A 15,644-nucleotide genomic window follows, 5' to 3' on the forward strand; every position below is an offset into this window, starting at 1 on the left:
CCCCATGGCAGTCCACCGCAGGAACGCTCCCTCACTTGTCGCGCTTCTTGGAAGGCGAAGTCCGCATGAGCGTTCCGCACCACTCCACCCCTGCCTCGTCCCGTCGCAATGTGCTGCGGGCCTCGGGTCTCGCCGGTCTGGTCATGGCCGGTTCGGCCGTGGCCGCCGGGTCCGCCCAGGCCGCCCCCGCCCACACGGGCGACGTACTGAACCTGGACACGGTCGCCGCGCTGCGGGCCCTGAACACCAAGCCGCTGGCCGATGGCACCCAGATCCTGCTGGCCGGCTACCGGACCCCCGGTGACGGCGGCGCGATGGCCCTGCGCTGGGACAAGAAGTCCACCGCCGCCCACAACGGCGGCACCGTCATCGCCCCCGACGGGGCGAAGACCGGCCGCTGGCACCAGCTCCACACCGGAACGCTCGACTTCCGCACCTTCGGCCACTTCGACGCCAAGACCCCGGCCGACGCAGCACTCGACGCCATGGTCAACGACAACAGCGTCCACCGCATCGAGGCCCACACCGACCTCCTGTTCACCAAGCGCCACCTCTTCGACCGCTCGAACATCGAACTCGACTTCGGCGGACACCACATCCACACCACAGGCATCGAGAAGAACACCCACGACAACCCCTTCGGCGCCGTCCTCTCCTTCCGCGGCACCGTCACCGACACCACCATCAAGCACACACTGAGCGCGGCGATGCCGGATCTCTCCGACCTCTTCGAGGTCGGTGACGCGTCGAAGTTCGCGGTCGGCCAGTGGTGGGCCGTGGAGATCAACGCCCTGGCGGGCACGTACGAGAAGGAGATCCAGCGGCTCGTCCAGGTCACCGGTGTCGTCGACGCCACGCACATCCGGGTCAACTACCAGATCGGCTGGGACCTGGCCGCCGGACGCACCCTGAACTGGACCCGGATCGAACCCGTCGACCGCGCCCACGTGCGCAACATGGTCTTCGAGGGCTGGGGCGAGGACGAGATGACCGGCTCGCACCCGGTCGCCTACGAGTACGCGGTGCGCTGCGACGTCTCCGGGATCGAGGCCATCGGCACGTTCTGGCCGGTGGTGATGCGCCGCTGGTGCACGTACTACCGCACCGAGCAGTGCTCGCTGACCAACCCGAAGTCCGTCACCTACGGCGGCGCGGGCTACCTCACCCAGCAGATCTACTGCCTGTACGGGCACGTGGAGGACTGCCACACCTCCAACGCCCGCCATCTGAACGACTTCACGGCCTCGGCCTACTGCTACGTCACCAACTGCCACGGCGACGGTGACGACGAGGGCCCGTTCGTGACGCACGGCCAGTTCGAGCACGACCTCACGTACACCGGCAACTCCGGGCTGATGACCTTCGCCAACTCGGGTGCGGCCTGGGGCGGCCGGGCCAAGCGGATCACCGTGCGCAGGCACGCCTGCTCCTGGTTCGTGGCCCGCGTCAAGATCACCGATCTGACTCTTGAGGACGTCCTGGTCATCGGCAAGAAGTCGCTGGACGGCTCCGGAATGCTCTGGGTCAACGCGGACGGCGTGCAGATGCGGGGCTGTACGGCGACGGGCCCGCTGATCGTCTCCCGGGCCTCCGACCTGTCCACCCGCCCCAACGTGATCGCGGACTCCTCCTTCTCCTTCGCGGCGGGCGCGGAGATCACCCAGGCAGGCGTCACCGTCCCGCTCACCCTCCAGCGCACCACCCTGAAGGGCGTCGACGGCGCGCTGTTCAACGGCACCGGGCCACTCGTCCTCGACCAGTGCACGCTGACCGGTTCCAAGGACACCGCCCCGGTCTCGCTCGCCCACTCCGACGTCACCGTCCTGGGCGGCGAACTCCGCGACACCGGGCTGAAGCTGACCTCGGCCAAGGACCAGCGCCTGCGCATCGACGGCACGCGGCTGTCCGGCACCAACAAGGACGGCGCCCTGCTCGCCCGTACCGGCTCCGGGCGCACCGTCGACTGGCAGCTCGGCGGCATCGACTCGGCCGCGTCCGGGGACACCGCCCATGTGCTGCTCACCGAGGGGCCCAACCGCTACCGGGCCACCGGCTCCACCTTCACCGGTGGCCGGCTCGAACTGCGGCCCGCGGCGTTCGGCGGCTCCAGCCATCTGCTGCACACCGGCTGCGTCGAGGACGGCACCGAGCGCACCGCGCTCCCGGACGAGGGCGACCGCGTCGCCCACACCGCGGCCACGCTGCGCTTCTGACCATCTGGGCCCCCGCGCCCATCGAGCACCAGGGATTCCCCGTGTCCACGCATACCCCGATCACCGGCCGGCCCGTACGCGTCGCACTCGTCGGCGCCGGCAACCGCGGTCTGACGTACGCCGAGTGGATCAAGGCGCACCCGGAGCGCGCCGAACTCGTCGCCGTCGCGGATCCGCGCCCCGCGGCGCGGGCGGCGGCGGGCGCGCCCGTCGAGTTCGACGACTGGCGGCCGCTCGTGGAGAACCGCATCGCGGACGCCGTCATCGTCGCCACCCAGGACCGCTTCCACGTGGAGCCGGTGCTGGCGCTGGCCGGGGCCGGTTACGCGATCCTCGCGGAGAAGCCGCTCGCCCCGACCGAGGAGGAGACCCGGCGGATCGTCGAGGGGGTGGAGCGGGCCGGGGTGCTGTTCGCGGTGTGCCACGTCATGCGGTACACCCCGTACACCGACCTGGTGAAGGAGGTCGTGGACTCCGGGGTGCTCGGTCAGCTCGTCTCGCTCGACCATCTGGAGCCCGTCGGCTGGTGGCACTACGCCCACAGCTACGTACGCGGTCCGTGGCGCAGCGAGAAGGACTCCTCCCCGATGCTGCTGGCCAAGTCCTGCCACGACCTGGACTGGATCACGTACATCATGGGCGGCCGGATCGAGCAGGTCACCGGCTTCGGCGGGCTGAAGCACTTCCGGCCGGAGAACGCTCCGGCCGGCTCCTCGGAGCGCTGCCTCGACTGCGCGGTCGAGGCGGACTGCCCGTACAGCGCGCTGAAGCTGTACATGCCGACGCTGCGCGAGAAGGGCGCGGTCTGGCCGGTCACCCATGTCACGGAGGCGACCGACGAGGCCGGTCTCCTGAAGGCCCTGCGCGAGGGCCCGTACGGGGTCTGCGCGTACCGGAGCGACAACGACGTGGTGGACCACCAGGTCCTCGCCATGCAGTTGACGGACGGGGTGACCGCGACCTTCCAGATGGTCGCGTTCACCGAGCAGACCCACCGCCAGACCCGGATCTTCGGCTCGCACGGCTGGCTCATCGGTGACGGTGAGCGGGTCACGGTGCAGGACTTCCGGACCGGCGAATCCACCGTCCACGAACTCGGCACGTCCGGTTCGAACGCGGCCGACGGGCACGGCGGCGGGGACGCCGCACTCGTCGAGGCGTTCGTCACCGCCGTCGCCACCGGCGACTCCGGGGCCGTCCGCTCCGGTCCCGCCACCTCGCTCGGCAGCCACCTCGCGGCGTTCGCCGCAGAACGCGCCCGGCACACCGGCACCGTCCAGACGGTCCCGGCGCAGTGACTTCCCCTCTTCCCGCCCTCAGGTTCCCGGAGGACCACCTCATGTCCCGTCTCCTCACCCGCCGTTCCAGAGTCCGCGCCCTCGCCGCGCCCGTCCTGGCCACCGCGCTCGCCGCCGGTGTGCTGGCCGGCTGTTCCGGCAGCGGCGACGACGGCAACACCGTGACCATGTGGACCTACCCGGTCATCTTCGACGAGGCCAAGAACAAGGCGTACTGGGACGGCCTGGTCAAGGCGTTCGAGAAGAAGCACGACGGCGTCAAGGTGAAGGTGGAGACCTTCCCCTGGGCCAACCGCGACACCGCCCTGGCCACCGCGATCGCCTCCGGCAAGGGCCCCGACGCGGTCTACCTGATCCCCGACCAGCTGCCGAAGTACACCAAGAGCATCATCCCGGCAGGCGACTACATGCCGGCCTCCGCCAAGTCGGACTACACCGACTTCGCGCTGAAGTCCGTCACCGTGGACGGCAAGCCGCTCGCCACCCCGATCCTGACCAGCGCCAACCCGCTGATCTGCGACAAGCGGGTGTTCGACGCGATCGGTGAGAAGAGCTACCCGTCGAGCTGGGCCGACCTGGAGTCGCTGGCCCCGAAGCTGAAGAAGAAGGGCTACTACGCCACCAGCTACAGCGGTGACACCCAGCAGACCCTGAACATGACCTTCTACCCGCTGCTCTGGCAGGCCGGCGGCGACGTCTTCTCCGAGGACGGCAAGAACGTAACCTTCAACGACGCGGCCGGCGTCAAGGCCCTGACGTACCTGAAGAAGCTGGTCGACGGCGGCTACACCGACAAGGACCTGGTCACGACCACGCCCAAGCTGGAGCAGACCCCGACCGCCAAGGGGAAGGTGGCCTGCACCTGGCAGAACACCCCGGCGGACGTCGAGCCGTTCTGGGGCAAGGAGAACATCGTCGTCCAGCCGCCGCTGAAGGACACCGCGTCGGTCGGTTACGGCACCGTGGGCGCGCTGGCGATGCTGAAGGGCGCCGACAAGAAGAACACCGGCGACTGGCTGAACTTCGTCGCGGAGTCGAAGAACTCGGCCGGGCTGCAGAAGGCCGCCGGCTACTTCCCGGCCCGCAAGTCCGGCGGCGACCTGTACCCGGACGACAAGCTCCAGACCGCCGTCGGCGCCACGCTGCCGAGCATGGACGTGGGCCCGCTCCAGGACAAGGCGCGTGAGGTCCAGGGCGTGCTCGCCCCGGAGATCCAGGCCGCGCTGCTCGGCAAGAAGAGCCCGCAGGACGCGCTGGACACCGCACAGAAGGCCGCGCAGGCGATGCTCGGCCGCTGACCCACGGTCGCGGGGGCCGGTTTCCGGCCCCCGCGACCCCTGGGGCACTCCCCCAAACCCCCCGCAATTCCCCCGTACCGCAAGGAGATCCCCGTGGCAGTCGTCGCGGAACCCACCCGCCGGGGCCGTCGCAGCGGGCCGCAGGCGCGCCGCGAGGCCCGGATCGGCCTGCTCTTCGTCCTCCCGTGTTTCCTGCTGTTCCTCGCCTTCCGGTTCGGACCGGGCGTCGCCGGTGTGCTGATGAGCTTCACCGACTACTCCCTCACCGGCGGCGGCAGCTTCATCGGGCTCGACAACTTCACCCGCCTCTGGGCCGATCCGCTGTTCTGGCAGGCCCTCAAGGTCACCGTCCTGTACACCGTGATCGCCGTACCGGGCACGCTCGCCGCCTCTGTGTGCCTGGCGCTGATCACCCGCCGCGCGTTCCGCGGCGCCAAGTTCTTCCGTTCGGTGTTCTTCCTGCCGGTGGTCACCTCACTGGTGCTGGCAGCCACCGTCTTCGTCTGGATCTTCTCGACCGGCGGCCCGTGGTCCACCCTGATGGGCTGGTTCGGGCTGTCCGAGGGCTCCTGGCTCTCCGACGACGTGCTGGTGCTGCCCGCGCTCGCGATCGTCGGCATCTGGTCCCGCTTCGGCTACGGGATGCTCATCCTGCTCGCCCGGATGCAGGACATCCCGCGCGAGCTGGAGGAGGCCGCGCTCACCGACGGGGCGGGGCCCTGGCAGCGGTTCCGGTACATCGTGCTGCCGCAGCTCAAGCCCGCCCTGTTCTTCCTCGCCGTGATCGAGACGACGGCCTCGTTCCAGGTGTTCGACGCCGTCTACACCATGACGGGCGGCGGACCCGCCAACGCCAGTTACACGCTCGTCTTCCAGCTCTACGACGCGGGCTTCAAGTACTTCGACCTGGGTTACGCCTCCGCCATCGGGGTCGCGCTCTTCGTGCTGACCGTGGTCGTCGCGGTGATCCAGCGGCTCGTGATCGGGAAGGACCAGTGACCATGACAACGGCACCCGAAGAGACGAAGGCCCCGCCCGTCCGCAAGGCCCCGGCGCCCCCGGACCGCGCCGCGCGCCGGGCCGAGCGCAGGCTGCGCAAGCTCTCCGAGCAGGACACCGTCCCGTACGGCATGCGCCCGAGCCGGGCCGGCCGGATCGCGCGCGGCGCGCTGCTGACGGTGGCCGCGCTCGTGACGGTCTTCCCGTTCTACGCGATGGTCGTGCTCTCGCTGAAGCCGTCCGCGGCGGTCGACTTCCCCGGCAGTCTGCTGCCCTGGCCGCTGACCGGCGAGGCGTACGACACCGTCATGGGCGCCCAGGACGTACCGCGCTGGCTGCTGAACACGCTGATGTACTCGGTCGTCTCGGTCGTCGGCGTGCTGCTGCTCGCCTCGCTCGCCGGATACGCGTTCGCCAAGAAGCGCTTCCCCGGCCGGGAGGCCATGTTCTGGTCGTTCCTGTCGATGGTGATGGTCCCGTACCACGTCACGATGATCCCGACGTTCGCGATGATCGCGAAGCTCGGCGGCGTCGACACGTACTGGGGACTGATCGTGCCGACCCTGGCCAACGCCCAGGCGGTGTTCCTGATGCGGCAGTTCATCCAGGGGCTGCCCGACGAACTCTTCGAGGCGGCCCGGCTCGACGGGTGCAGCGAGTGGCAGATCTTCTACCGGATCGTGCTGCCGCTCCTCAAGCCGATCCTCGCCACGCTCGGCGTCTTCGTCTTCCTGTGGCACTGGAACGACTTCCTGTGGCCACTGGTCATCGGCCAGTCCACCGACATGCGCACCCTCACCGTCGGCATCGCCTCGCTCCAGCAGCAGAACGTGCCGCTCAACGTGGTGCTGTCCGGCTCCGTCATCGCGTTCGTCCCCATCTTCGCCGCGTACATGGTGGGCCAGCGCTACTTCACCGAGGGCGTCACCGCGTCCGGAATCAAGGGATAGCCAGGTATGTTCACCGATGAGGCCGCACTCGAAGAGCGGCTCGCCACCCCCTCCCCCGCGCTCGTCACCGACCTCGGCCGCCTCGAAGGCGATCTGCTGGTCCTCGGGGCGGGCGGCAAGATGGGCCCCAGCCTGTGCCGGCTGGCCCGCCGGGCGCTGGACGCCGCCGGCCGCACGGACGTGACCGTGTACGCGGTCTCCCGCTGGTCGGACAAGGCCGCCGCGGACGAGCTGGAGGCCGCCGGGGTCCGCACGGTCGCCTTCGACCTGATGGACCCGGCCGCCGATCTGGCCGAACTGCCCGACGCCGGGAACGTCGTCTTCATGGTCGGCGCCAAATTCGGCTCCGCCGGGGCGCCCTCGCTCGCCTGGGCGGTGAACGCCGCGATGCCGGACCGGGTGGCGCGCCGCTGGTCCGGCGCGCGGATCGCCGCGTTCTCCACCGGCAACGTGTACCCGCTGGTACCGCTGTCCTCCGGCGGCTGCACCGAGACCGACCCGGTCGGCCCGGTCGGGGAGTACGCCATGTCGTGCCTCGGCCGGGAGCGGATCTTCGGCCACGCCGCGCTGACCCTCGGCACCAGGGTCGCCAACATCCGGCTCAACTACGCGGTCGACCTGCGCTACGGAGTCCTCGCCGACATCGCGTACCGGGTCCGGGCCGGCGAGCCCGTCGATGTGACGACCGGTCACGCCAACGTCGTCTGGCAGGGTTACGCCAACGAGGTCGCGCTGCGCTCGCTGCTGCACGCCACCGACGGCGAGCCGTTCACCCTCAACCTCACCGGCCCCGAGACCGCTTCGGTGCGCCGCATCGCGCAGTGGTTCGGCGAGGAGTTCGACCGTGAGCCCGTCCTCGCCGGGACAGAGGCGCCCACCGCGCTGCTCTCCGACGCGAGCCGCTGCCACGCCCTCTTCGGCTACCCGGACGTGGCGCTGCGCACCCTCGTCGAGTGGCAGGCCGACTGGCTGCGGCGCGGGCTCCCGCTGTCCGGCAAGCCCACCAAGTTCCAGGTCCGTGACGGAAGGTTCTGATCCACTCCATGTCCGCTTCCCCCCGCCCGTCCACCCAGGCTTCCGCCCGCCCGTCCACCCAGGCTTCCCCCCGCCCGTCCACCCCCGCTCTGGATCTGCTCGCCCGGGGTGCGGCGATACCCGCCCATCCGCTGGCGCTGCACGCGGACGGCACGTTCGACGAGCGCCGCCAGCGCGCGCTGACCCGCTACTACCTGGCGTCCGGGGCGGGCGGCGCCGCCGTCGCCGTACACACCACGCAGTTCGAGATCCGCGAGCCCGGCGTCGGTCTCTTCCGGCCCGTCCTGGAACTCGCGGCCGAGACGATCGACGCCGAGGCCGGCCGCCCGTTCGTCAAGGTCGCCGGCGCCTGCGGCTACACCGCGCAGGCCGTCTCCGAGGCCACCACCGCCGCCGAGCTGGGCTACGACGCGGTACTGCTCTCCCCGGCCGTGCCCGGCGCCGACGAGAAGGGGCTGCTGGAGCGGGCGCGGGCGGTCGGCGAGGTACTGCCGGTGATCGGGTTCTACCTCCAGGAGGCGGTCGGCGGACGGTACTTGTCGCCCGGCTTCTGGTCCGCGTTCACCGACCTGCCGAACACCGCCGCCGTCAAGATCGCCCCCTTCGACCGCTACCGCACCGCCGATGTAGTACGGGCGGTGTCCGCCGCCGACCGGGCCGGCGAGGTGGCCCTGTACACCGGCAACGACGACGACATCATCGGTGACCTGCTCACCCCGTACGGCGCGGCGGACGGGCCCCGGCGCTGGTTCGCGGGCGGGCTGCTCGGCCAGTGGGCGGTGTGGACGAGCTCCGCGGTCACCCTCCTCGACGACGTCCGGCTGGCCCGCGCCGGGGACCACGACGCGATGGTCCGCTGCCTGGCCCGCCGCACCGAGCTGACCGACGCCAACAGCGCGGTCTTCGACGTACGCAACGCGTTCCGCGGCTGCATCGCCGGAGTGCACGAAGTGCTGCGCCGCCAGGGCCTGTTGGCGAACATCCGCTGCCTGGACCCGACCGAGACGCTCTCCCCCGGACAGGCCGAGGAGATCACCCGGGTGGCCTCGGCCTACCCTTGGCTGACCGATGACGCCTTCGTTGCGGAGCACCTCGATGCCTGGCTCTCCTGAAACCGCCGACCGCTCCTCCCGGGTGGTCGTCGCCGTACCCCCGCACCTGCGCGACCAGTTCTTCACCGCGGAGGTGTGGCAGGAGCTGGAGCGGGCCGCCGCACTGACCGTCCTGGACGACCACAGCGACCGGGAAGCGCTCAAGGCGGCGCTGCCCGGCGCCCGCGCGCTGATCCTGTCCTGGCGGGCGCCCAAGGTGGACGCCGGACTCCTCGCCCACGCGGACCGGCTGGAGCTGGTGGCGCACACCGGCTCAGCGGTCGCGCCCTATGTCACCGAGGACGTGTTCCGGCGGGGCATCCTGGTCACCCAGGCCGGCGACGAGATGGCCCGCCCGGTCGCCGAGGTGGCCCTCGCCTTCACCCTCTCGCTGCTCCACCGCATCCAGCGCTTCGACCACGCCCTGCGCGGCGGGCAGGACTGGGCGGCGGCGAGCACGGCACCGCCGCGCCACGAGATCCACGGCAGCGACATCGGGGTGATCGGCGCCTCCCGCACCGGACGGGCCTACATCCGGATGGTGCGGGCGATGGGCGCACGGGTCAGCGTCACGGACCCGTTCCTCTCCGAGGCCGACGCGGAGGCGCTCGGCGTGCGGTCCGTACCGCTGGAGACGCTGCTCTCCGGCAGCCGGATCGTGGCCGTGCACGCACCGGTCACCGAGGAGACCCACCGGATGATCGGCGCCGAACAGCTGGCGCTAATGCCGGACGGGGCGGGCCTGGTGAACACCGCCCGCTCGTGGCTGGTCGACGAGGACGCGCTGCTGGCCGAGCTGACCACCGGCCGCCTCGACGCGGCGATCGACGTCTACGACGCCGAGCCGCTGCCCGTCGGCCACCCCTTCCGCGCCCTGCCGAACGTGCTGCTCACCCCGCACCAGGCGGCCGGCAGCGTCGAGTGCCGGCAGCGGCTGGGCACCAGCGCCGTCAACGAGGTGCTGCGCCTGCTCGCCGGGCGCCCGCCGGTGCACGCCGTCACCGCCGAGGCGCTCGCCCGGCTGCGCTGACCACCACCCGTACCGAAACCCGTACCCGTCCCCGTACCTGTCAGGAGATCCACCCGTCATGCGACTGATGCGCATAGGCGAGCCGGGCCACGAGCGCCCGGTCGTCGTCTGCCCCGAGGGCCGCCACTACGACCTGTCGGGCATCACCGACGACATCGACGGCGCGTTCCTCGCCGCGCTGGCCGACAACCCGCACCTGATCCCCGCCGAACCGAAGCTCCCGGAGACCGACATCACCGGGCAGCGGGTCGGCGCCCCGGTGGCCCGGCCCTCCGCGCTCCTGTGCATCGGGCAGAACTACGCGGCCCACGCGGCGGAGTCCGGCGCCGAGCCGCCCGAGCAGCCGATCCTGTTCTACAAGTCCCCGAACACCGTCGTCGGCCCGTACGACGACGTGCTCATCCCGCGCGGCTCGAAGAAGACCGACTGGGAGGTGGAGCTGGCCGTCGTCATCGGCCGCCGCGCCTCCTACCTGGACTCCCCCGCCGACGCGGCCGCGCACATCGCGGGCTACGCCGTCAGCAACGACGTCTCGGAGCGCGCCTTCCAGCTGGAGGAGTCGGGCGGCCAGTGGTCCAAGGGCAAGAGCTGCGCCACGTTCAACCCGCTGGGCCCGGTGCTGGTGACGGCCGACGAGGTCGGTGACCCGCAGCGGCTCCGGCTGACCAGCCACGTCAACGGGGAGCCCCGGCAGGACTCCTCCACCGCGGACATGATCTTCAGCGTGGCGCATCTGGTGCACCACCTGTCGCAGTACCTGGTGCTGGAGCCCGGAGACATCATCAACACGGGTACGCCGCAGGGCGTGGCGCTGTCCGGCCGCTTCCCCTACCTGGGCCCGGACGATGTGATGGAGGTCGAGATCTCCGGCCTGGGCCGCCAGCGCAGCGTCTGCCGGCCCGCGTAACCGGCCTCAGTCCTCCGGGAGTTCGACCGGGGCGAGCTCGTCGAACAGGTCGCCGGGGCCGGGGTTGGCCGCGTCGGTCGCGCCGCCGAACTGGGTCATCACGCCCCAGACGGCGTTCAGCGCGGTCTGCACGGCCCCCTCGGCCCAGCCGGCCGTCCAGGAGATGTCGTCGCCCGCCAGGAACACCCCCCGCTTGTCGGCGGGCAGCCGGTCCTGCATGAAGTGGGTGAACAGCCGCCGCTGGTAGCGGTAGTGGCCGGGCAGGTTGGCCTTGAACGCGCCCATGAAGTACGGCTCGTTCTCCCAGGACACCGTCACCGGGTTACCGGTGATGTGCTTCCTGATGTCGACGCCCGGGTAGATCTCGCCGAGCGACTTCAGCATGACGTCCATGCGCTCGGTCGCGGAGAGCGGCAGCCACTTCAGGCTGTCGTCGCACCAGGTGTACGAGAGGCAGATGCTGGCGGGCCTGTCCGGGCCGTCGTCGAGCAGGTACGTGCCGCGCGTCATCCGGTCGGTCAGCGTCATCGACATGGTGTCGCGACCGGTGGTCTCGTCCTTGTCCAGCCAGAACGGCCGGTCGACGGGGACGAACAGCTTGGACGACTCCATGTAGTGGGTGCGCTCCATCGCCGTCCAGTGGTCGATCGGGAAGAGCGCGTCGTCGCAGGCGATCTTGGAGAGCAGCAGCCAGGACTGCCCGGTGAAGACGGCCGCCCGGAAGGTGCGGATGTCGCCGGAGGCGTCGGTGACGGTGATCCGGTTCCCCGCGGTGCGGTTCAGCCGGGTCACCGCGGGGCGCGGCTCGCCGTCGTGCAGCGAGGCCAGCGAGGTGCCGAGCGGCCAGTGGATGATCTTCTGCGGTTCGCGTTCCCACAGGCGCAGCGGAAGCTGCTGGCTGCCGCCCACGATGGAGCGGTGGTGGTCGTCCGCCTCGGTGTAGACGACGCGCAGGATCTCCAGGATGGAGTTGGGGAAGTCGGTGTCCCAGCCGCCGGTGCCGAAGCCGACCTGGCCGAAGATCTCGCGGTGCCGGAAGGACTTGAAGGCCTCGGAGTCGCAGAGGAAGCCGTAGAAGGTCTGGTTGTCGAGCTTCTCGACGAGCCGGGCCCAGATCTCCCGGATCCTCGGCACGTCGCGCTCGCGCATCGCCCGGTTCATGTCGGAGAAGTCGGCGCCCTCCTCCAGGCAGCTGTTCCAGGCGTCCATCACGTCCCGGTAGATCTGCGGGAGGTCGTCGATCGTACGGGCGTAGTGCGATTCGCCCTTCAGGTCGACGACGGTCGAGGGGGTGACCGGGGAGAGCGGGTTGGGGAACGGCTTGGTCTCCAGGTCGACCAGGTCGATGTAGTGCTGGAGCGCGGTCGAGGACGGCGGGAAGCGCATGGCGCCCATCTCGGCGGTGAGCGGCTCCCCGTCCACCGTGCAGCCGTCGAACTCGACCGTGCGCAGCCGGCCGCCGATCCGGTCGGCCTCGTACAGGACGGGCCGCAGCCCCATCTTCATCAGCTCGTAGGCGGTGATGATCCCGGAGAGCCCGCCGCCGATGACGGCCACCTCAGCGCCGTGCTCGGTCGCCGGTATCTGGCCGAGCCCGGCGGGGTGTGCGAGGAAGTCGTCGTACGCGTACGGGAAGTCCGGCCCGAACATGGTGATCGGCGGGGCTGCCTCGGTGTGCGGGACGGCGGTGGGCACCGTGGACGTCATGGGGTACGGACTCCTTGCGGGAAAAGGTGTGGGTGAGCGGAGCGGCGGGCTCAGACGAGGGAGCCGTACAGGCCGGGGCGGCGGTCGGCCAGATACGGGTTGGCGGCCCTGGACGCGGTCAGCAGGGCCGGGTCCACGTCCGCGAGTACGAGCTCCTCGCCGCGTCCGGCCCGGGTGCGGACCGTGCCGTCGGGACCGGCGAGGCAGCTCAGCCCGACGAACTCGAACTCGCCTTCCGGGCCGGTCCGGTTGACGTAGGCGATGTACAGCTGGTTCTCGAAGGCACGGACGGGGACGAGGGACTCCGCGACGAACTGGAAGGGGTGCATCTGGGCGGTCGGCACCAGCAGCAGATCGGTGCCGGCCAGCGCGTGCGCCCGGACGTTCTCCGGGAACTCGACGTCGTAGCAGATCATGAGCCCGAGGCGGACGCCGTCCAGCTCCGCCTGGACGACCGGCTGCTCACCGGGGGTGAACCAGCGCTGCTCGAAGCCGCCGAAGAGGTGGGTCTTGCGGTAGTTCGCGAGCGGGGTGCCGTCCGGGCCGATGAGCTGGGCGGCGTTGTACAGGGTGTCGCCGTCCCGCTCCGGGTAGCCGTAGTGGACGGCGATCCGGTGCCGTGCGGCGATCCGGGCGACGGCCTGCGCGGCGGGCCCGTCGGCGGCCTCGGCCAGCCGGGGCACGTCGTCCCCGATCGCGTACCCGGTCAGGAACATCTCGGGGCAGACGAGCAGCCGTGCCCCGTCTGCGGCGGCGCGCCGTGCGGCGTCGTCGAGCGCCTCGGTGTTCCGGGCCACCGAGCCCGGAGTTCCGGAGCTCTGGAGCAGGGCGGTGCGCAACGGCGGCATGGCTGACCTCGGGCGGTGCGGGCGGGGCGGGGACGTATTGACGGTACGGTCCGCGCTTACTCCCGGACAAGGCGCGACCGTTGCGCATGGACCATTGATCCATTGCGTCTGTCCACCCCGGTGCGGCGATTCGTTGCGCCTGAGGTCTCCGGCCGGCCGGATCCGGCCCGTCCGGCGTTCGAGGACAACGCCGTCGGCGGAGGACCGGCTACCCCGGCGCCCCCGACGAGTACCGCCGCACCAGCGGTGAGAGCACCAGTACGGACTTCGTCCGCTCCACGTAGGGCTCGCCCGCGATCCGCTCCAGCACCTGCTCGAAGTGGCGCATATCGGCCGCGAACACCTGGACGATCGCGTCGGCGTCCCCGGTCACCGTGGACGCCGACGCGACCTCCGGATACCGGGCGAGGCCGTCCTTGATCGACTCCGGCGAGGTGTTGCGGCTGCAGTAGATCTCGATGAACCCCTCGGTCTCCCAGCCGAGCGCCGCCGGGTCCACCCGCACGGTGAACCCCGTGATCGCGCCCTCGGCGCGCAGCCGGTCCACCCGGCGCTTCACGGCGGGCGCGGACAGTCCGATGATGGAGCCGATGTCGGCGTAGGAACGGCGGGCGTCTTCGGCGAGGGCGTGGACGATGCGTTCGTCGAGGTCGTTCAGTCGCACGTCGTACGGGTCACTTCTCTGCGAGGGCGATGGCCGGGTGACGGCCATGGCGACGGCCGGTTCGGGGGCGGCGGTGCCGCCCCCGAAGTAGACCATGGGCCCGCCCGGCAGGGCGCGCTCACCGCAGGTGGAGCGGGGTCAGAACGGGAACTGGGAGCGTCCGTGCTGCACGGAGATCCACTTCAGGGTGGTGAAGGCGTCGAGCATCGAGTCGCCGTTCAGCCGCCCGAGTCCGGAGCTCTTCTCGCCGCCGAAGGGGACGATCGGCTCGTCGTGGACGGTGCCGTCGTTGATGTGGATCATGCCGGTGCGGATCCGCTGCCCGACCCGGACACCGCGCTCGATGTTGCCGGTGTGCACCGCGCCGCTCAGCCCGTACGGGGAGTCGTTGGCGATCCGGACGGCCTCGTCCTCACCGTCGAAGGGCACGAGGAGCGCGACCGGGCCGAAGATCTCCTGCGAGAGCACCGGGGAGTCGGCGGCCAGGCCGGTCAGCACGGAGGGGCTGACGAGGTTGCCGACGGCCTGCCCGTGCAGCAGCGCGGTCGCACCGGCCGCCACGGTCTGGTCGACGAGGGCGGTGATCGCCTCGGCCTGGGTGGAGTTGATCAGCGGGCCGATCTGGGTCGCCGGGTCGGCCGGGTCACCGACGCGCAGCGAGGCGACCTTGGCGACGAACTTCTCGGTGAACTCCCGCTCCACCGAGCGGTCGACGAGAATCCGGTTGGCGGCCATGCAGACCTGGCCCTGGTGCACGTAGCGGCTGAACACCGCCGCGTCGACCGCGTAGTCCACATCGGCGTCGTCGAGCACGATGAGCGCGCTGTTGCCGCCGAGTTCGAGCACGGAACGCTTCAGGTTGGCGGCGCACACGGTCGCGACGTGCCGCCCGACCTTGTCGGAGCCGGTGAAGGAGATGACCTGCGGTACGGGGTGCTCCAGCAGCGCGTCCCCGATCTCCGCGATGTCGGTGACCACCACGTTGAGGAGTCCGGCGGGCAGCCCGGCGTCCTCGAACACCTTGGCCACCAGGGTGCCGCCGCAGATCGGCGTGTTCTGGTGCGGCTTGAGGACCACGGCGTTGCCGAGCGCCAGGGCGGGGGCGACCGACTTCAGCGACAGCAGGAAGGGGAAGTTGAACGGGCTGATGACACCGACGACTCCGGCGGGCACGCGGTAGACCCGGTTCTCCTTGCCCTCGGTCGGTGAGGGCAGTATCTGTCCGGTGGACCGCAGCGCGAGCTGGATCGACTCGCGCAGGAACTCCTTGGCCAGGTGCAGCTCGAATGCGGCCTTGAGGCGGGTGCCGCCCAGCTCCGCGACGATCGCGTCACCGATCTCGGCCTCGCGGTCCTCGACGATCCGCAGCGCCTTCTCCAGTACGGCCCGCCGGGCGTAGGCGTTGGTGTCGGCCCACGCCTGCTGAGCCGTCTCGGCCGCCCGGTAGGCCTGGTCCACCTCGTCGGCCGTGGCGACCGTGATCGAGGCGAGCTTCTCCCCGTCGAAGGGGTTGAAGTCGATGATGTCCCACGAGCCCTTGCCCGGCCTCCACTCGCCGTCGATGTACTGATGGGCCAGGTCAGTGAAGAAGGACATGAGATCCC

The 15,644-nt window shown here is 70.7% G+C and carries 13 protein-coding genes; 9 read left to right on the forward strand and 4 right to left on the reverse strand.

What is annotated here, in order from left to right; all coding sequences use genetic code 11:
* Positions 1–65: 65 nt before the first annotated feature.
* The 9 genes from OG892_RS05605 (at position 66) to OG892_RS05645 (ending at position 10,821) form a co-directional block, all read left to right on the forward strand.
* Entirely contained in the window at positions 66–2,213 is a 2,148-nt protein-coding gene (locus OG892_RS05605) for a peptidase C14 (RefSeq protein WP_371628609.1), read from the forward strand.
* A 41-nt stretch (positions 2,214–2,254) separates the two neighbouring features.
* Positions 2,255–3,511, forward strand: a complete 1,257-nt coding sequence (locus OG892_RS05610) for a Gfo/Idh/MocA family protein (protein ID WP_073739462.1) — start codon at positions 2,255–2,257, stop codon at positions 3,509–3,511.
* A gap of 41 nt (positions 3,512–3,552) precedes the next feature.
* Positions 3,553–4,809 (forward strand): ABC transporter substrate-binding protein, encoded by a 1,257-nt coding sequence (locus tag OG892_RS05615; protein ID WP_073739464.1) that lies wholly within the window; start codon positions 3,553–3,555, stop codon positions 4,807–4,809.
* A 93-nt stretch (positions 4,810–4,902) separates the two neighbouring features.
* Positions 4,903–5,808 carry a carbohydrate ABC transporter permease gene (locus OG892_RS05620; RefSeq protein WP_073739466.1) on the forward strand — a complete coding sequence of 302 codons (906 nt, stop codon included), beginning with the start codon at positions 4,903–4,905 and terminating at the stop codon, positions 5,806–5,808.
* Between the two features lie 2 nt (positions 5,809–5,810).
* Complete coding sequence (locus OG892_RS05625) at positions 5,811–6,758, forward strand: carbohydrate ABC transporter permease (RefSeq protein WP_079193691.1); 948 nt, start codon at positions 5,811–5,813, stop codon at positions 6,756–6,758.
* 6 nt (positions 6,759–6,764) lie between these two features.
* The gene (locus OG892_RS05630) at positions 6,765–7,793 is read left to right on the forward strand and encodes an NAD-dependent epimerase/dehydratase family protein (protein ID WP_371628610.1); all 1,029 of its coding nucleotides are present in this window, start codon (positions 6,765–6,767) and stop codon (positions 7,791–7,793) included.
* Between the two features lie 8 nt (positions 7,794–7,801).
* The gene (locus tag OG892_RS05635; protein ID WP_371628611.1) at positions 7,802–8,905 is read left to right on the forward strand and encodes a dihydrodipicolinate synthase family protein; all 1,104 of its coding nucleotides are present in this window, start codon (positions 7,802–7,804) and stop codon (positions 8,903–8,905) included.
* On the forward strand, positions 8,889–9,914 hold the full coding sequence (locus OG892_RS05640) for a hydroxyacid dehydrogenase (RefSeq protein WP_371628612.1): 1,026 nt from the start codon (positions 8,889–8,891) through the stop codon (positions 9,912–9,914). The genes OG892_RS05635 and OG892_RS05640 overlap by 17 nt, the downstream gene beginning before the upstream one ends.
* A gap of 58 nt (positions 9,915–9,972) precedes the next feature.
* Positions 9,973–10,821 carry a fumarylacetoacetate hydrolase family protein gene (locus OG892_RS05645; RefSeq protein ID WP_073739474.1) on the forward strand — a complete coding sequence of 283 codons (849 nt, stop codon included), beginning with the start codon at positions 9,973–9,975 and terminating at the stop codon, positions 10,819–10,821.
* 6 nt (positions 10,822–10,827) lie between these two features.
* Here the strand turns inward: OG892_RS05645 and OG892_RS05650 are convergent, their stop codons facing one another.
* From OG892_RS05650 to OG892_RS05665, 4 genes are all read right to left on the reverse strand, one after another.
* The gene (locus tag OG892_RS05650) at positions 10,828–12,528 is read right to left on the reverse strand and encodes an NAD(P)/FAD-dependent oxidoreductase (protein ID WP_073739476.1); all 1,701 of its coding nucleotides are present in this window, start codon (positions 12,526–12,528) and stop codon (positions 10,828–10,830) included.
* Between the two features lie 50 nt (positions 12,529–12,578).
* Entirely contained in the window at positions 12,579–13,376 is a 798-nt protein-coding gene (locus OG892_RS05655) for a carbon-nitrogen hydrolase family protein (protein WP_073739478.1), read from the reverse strand.
* A 208-nt stretch (positions 13,377–13,584) separates the two neighbouring features.
* Complete coding sequence (locus tag OG892_RS05660) at positions 13,585–14,040, reverse strand: Lrp/AsnC family transcriptional regulator (RefSeq protein WP_371631583.1); 456 nt, start codon at positions 14,038–14,040, stop codon at positions 13,585–13,587.
* A 138-nt stretch (positions 14,041–14,178) separates the two neighbouring features.
* Entirely contained in the window at positions 14,179–15,636 is a 1,458-nt protein-coding gene (locus OG892_RS05665) for an aldehyde dehydrogenase family protein (RefSeq protein ID WP_073739480.1), read from the reverse strand.
* Positions 15,637–15,644 lie beyond the last annotated feature (8 nt).

Origin of the sequence: Streptomyces sp. NBC_00341, assembly GCF_041435055.1 — a bacterium.
GTDB lineage: Bacteria > Actinomycetota > Actinomycetes > Streptomycetales > Streptomycetaceae > Streptomyces.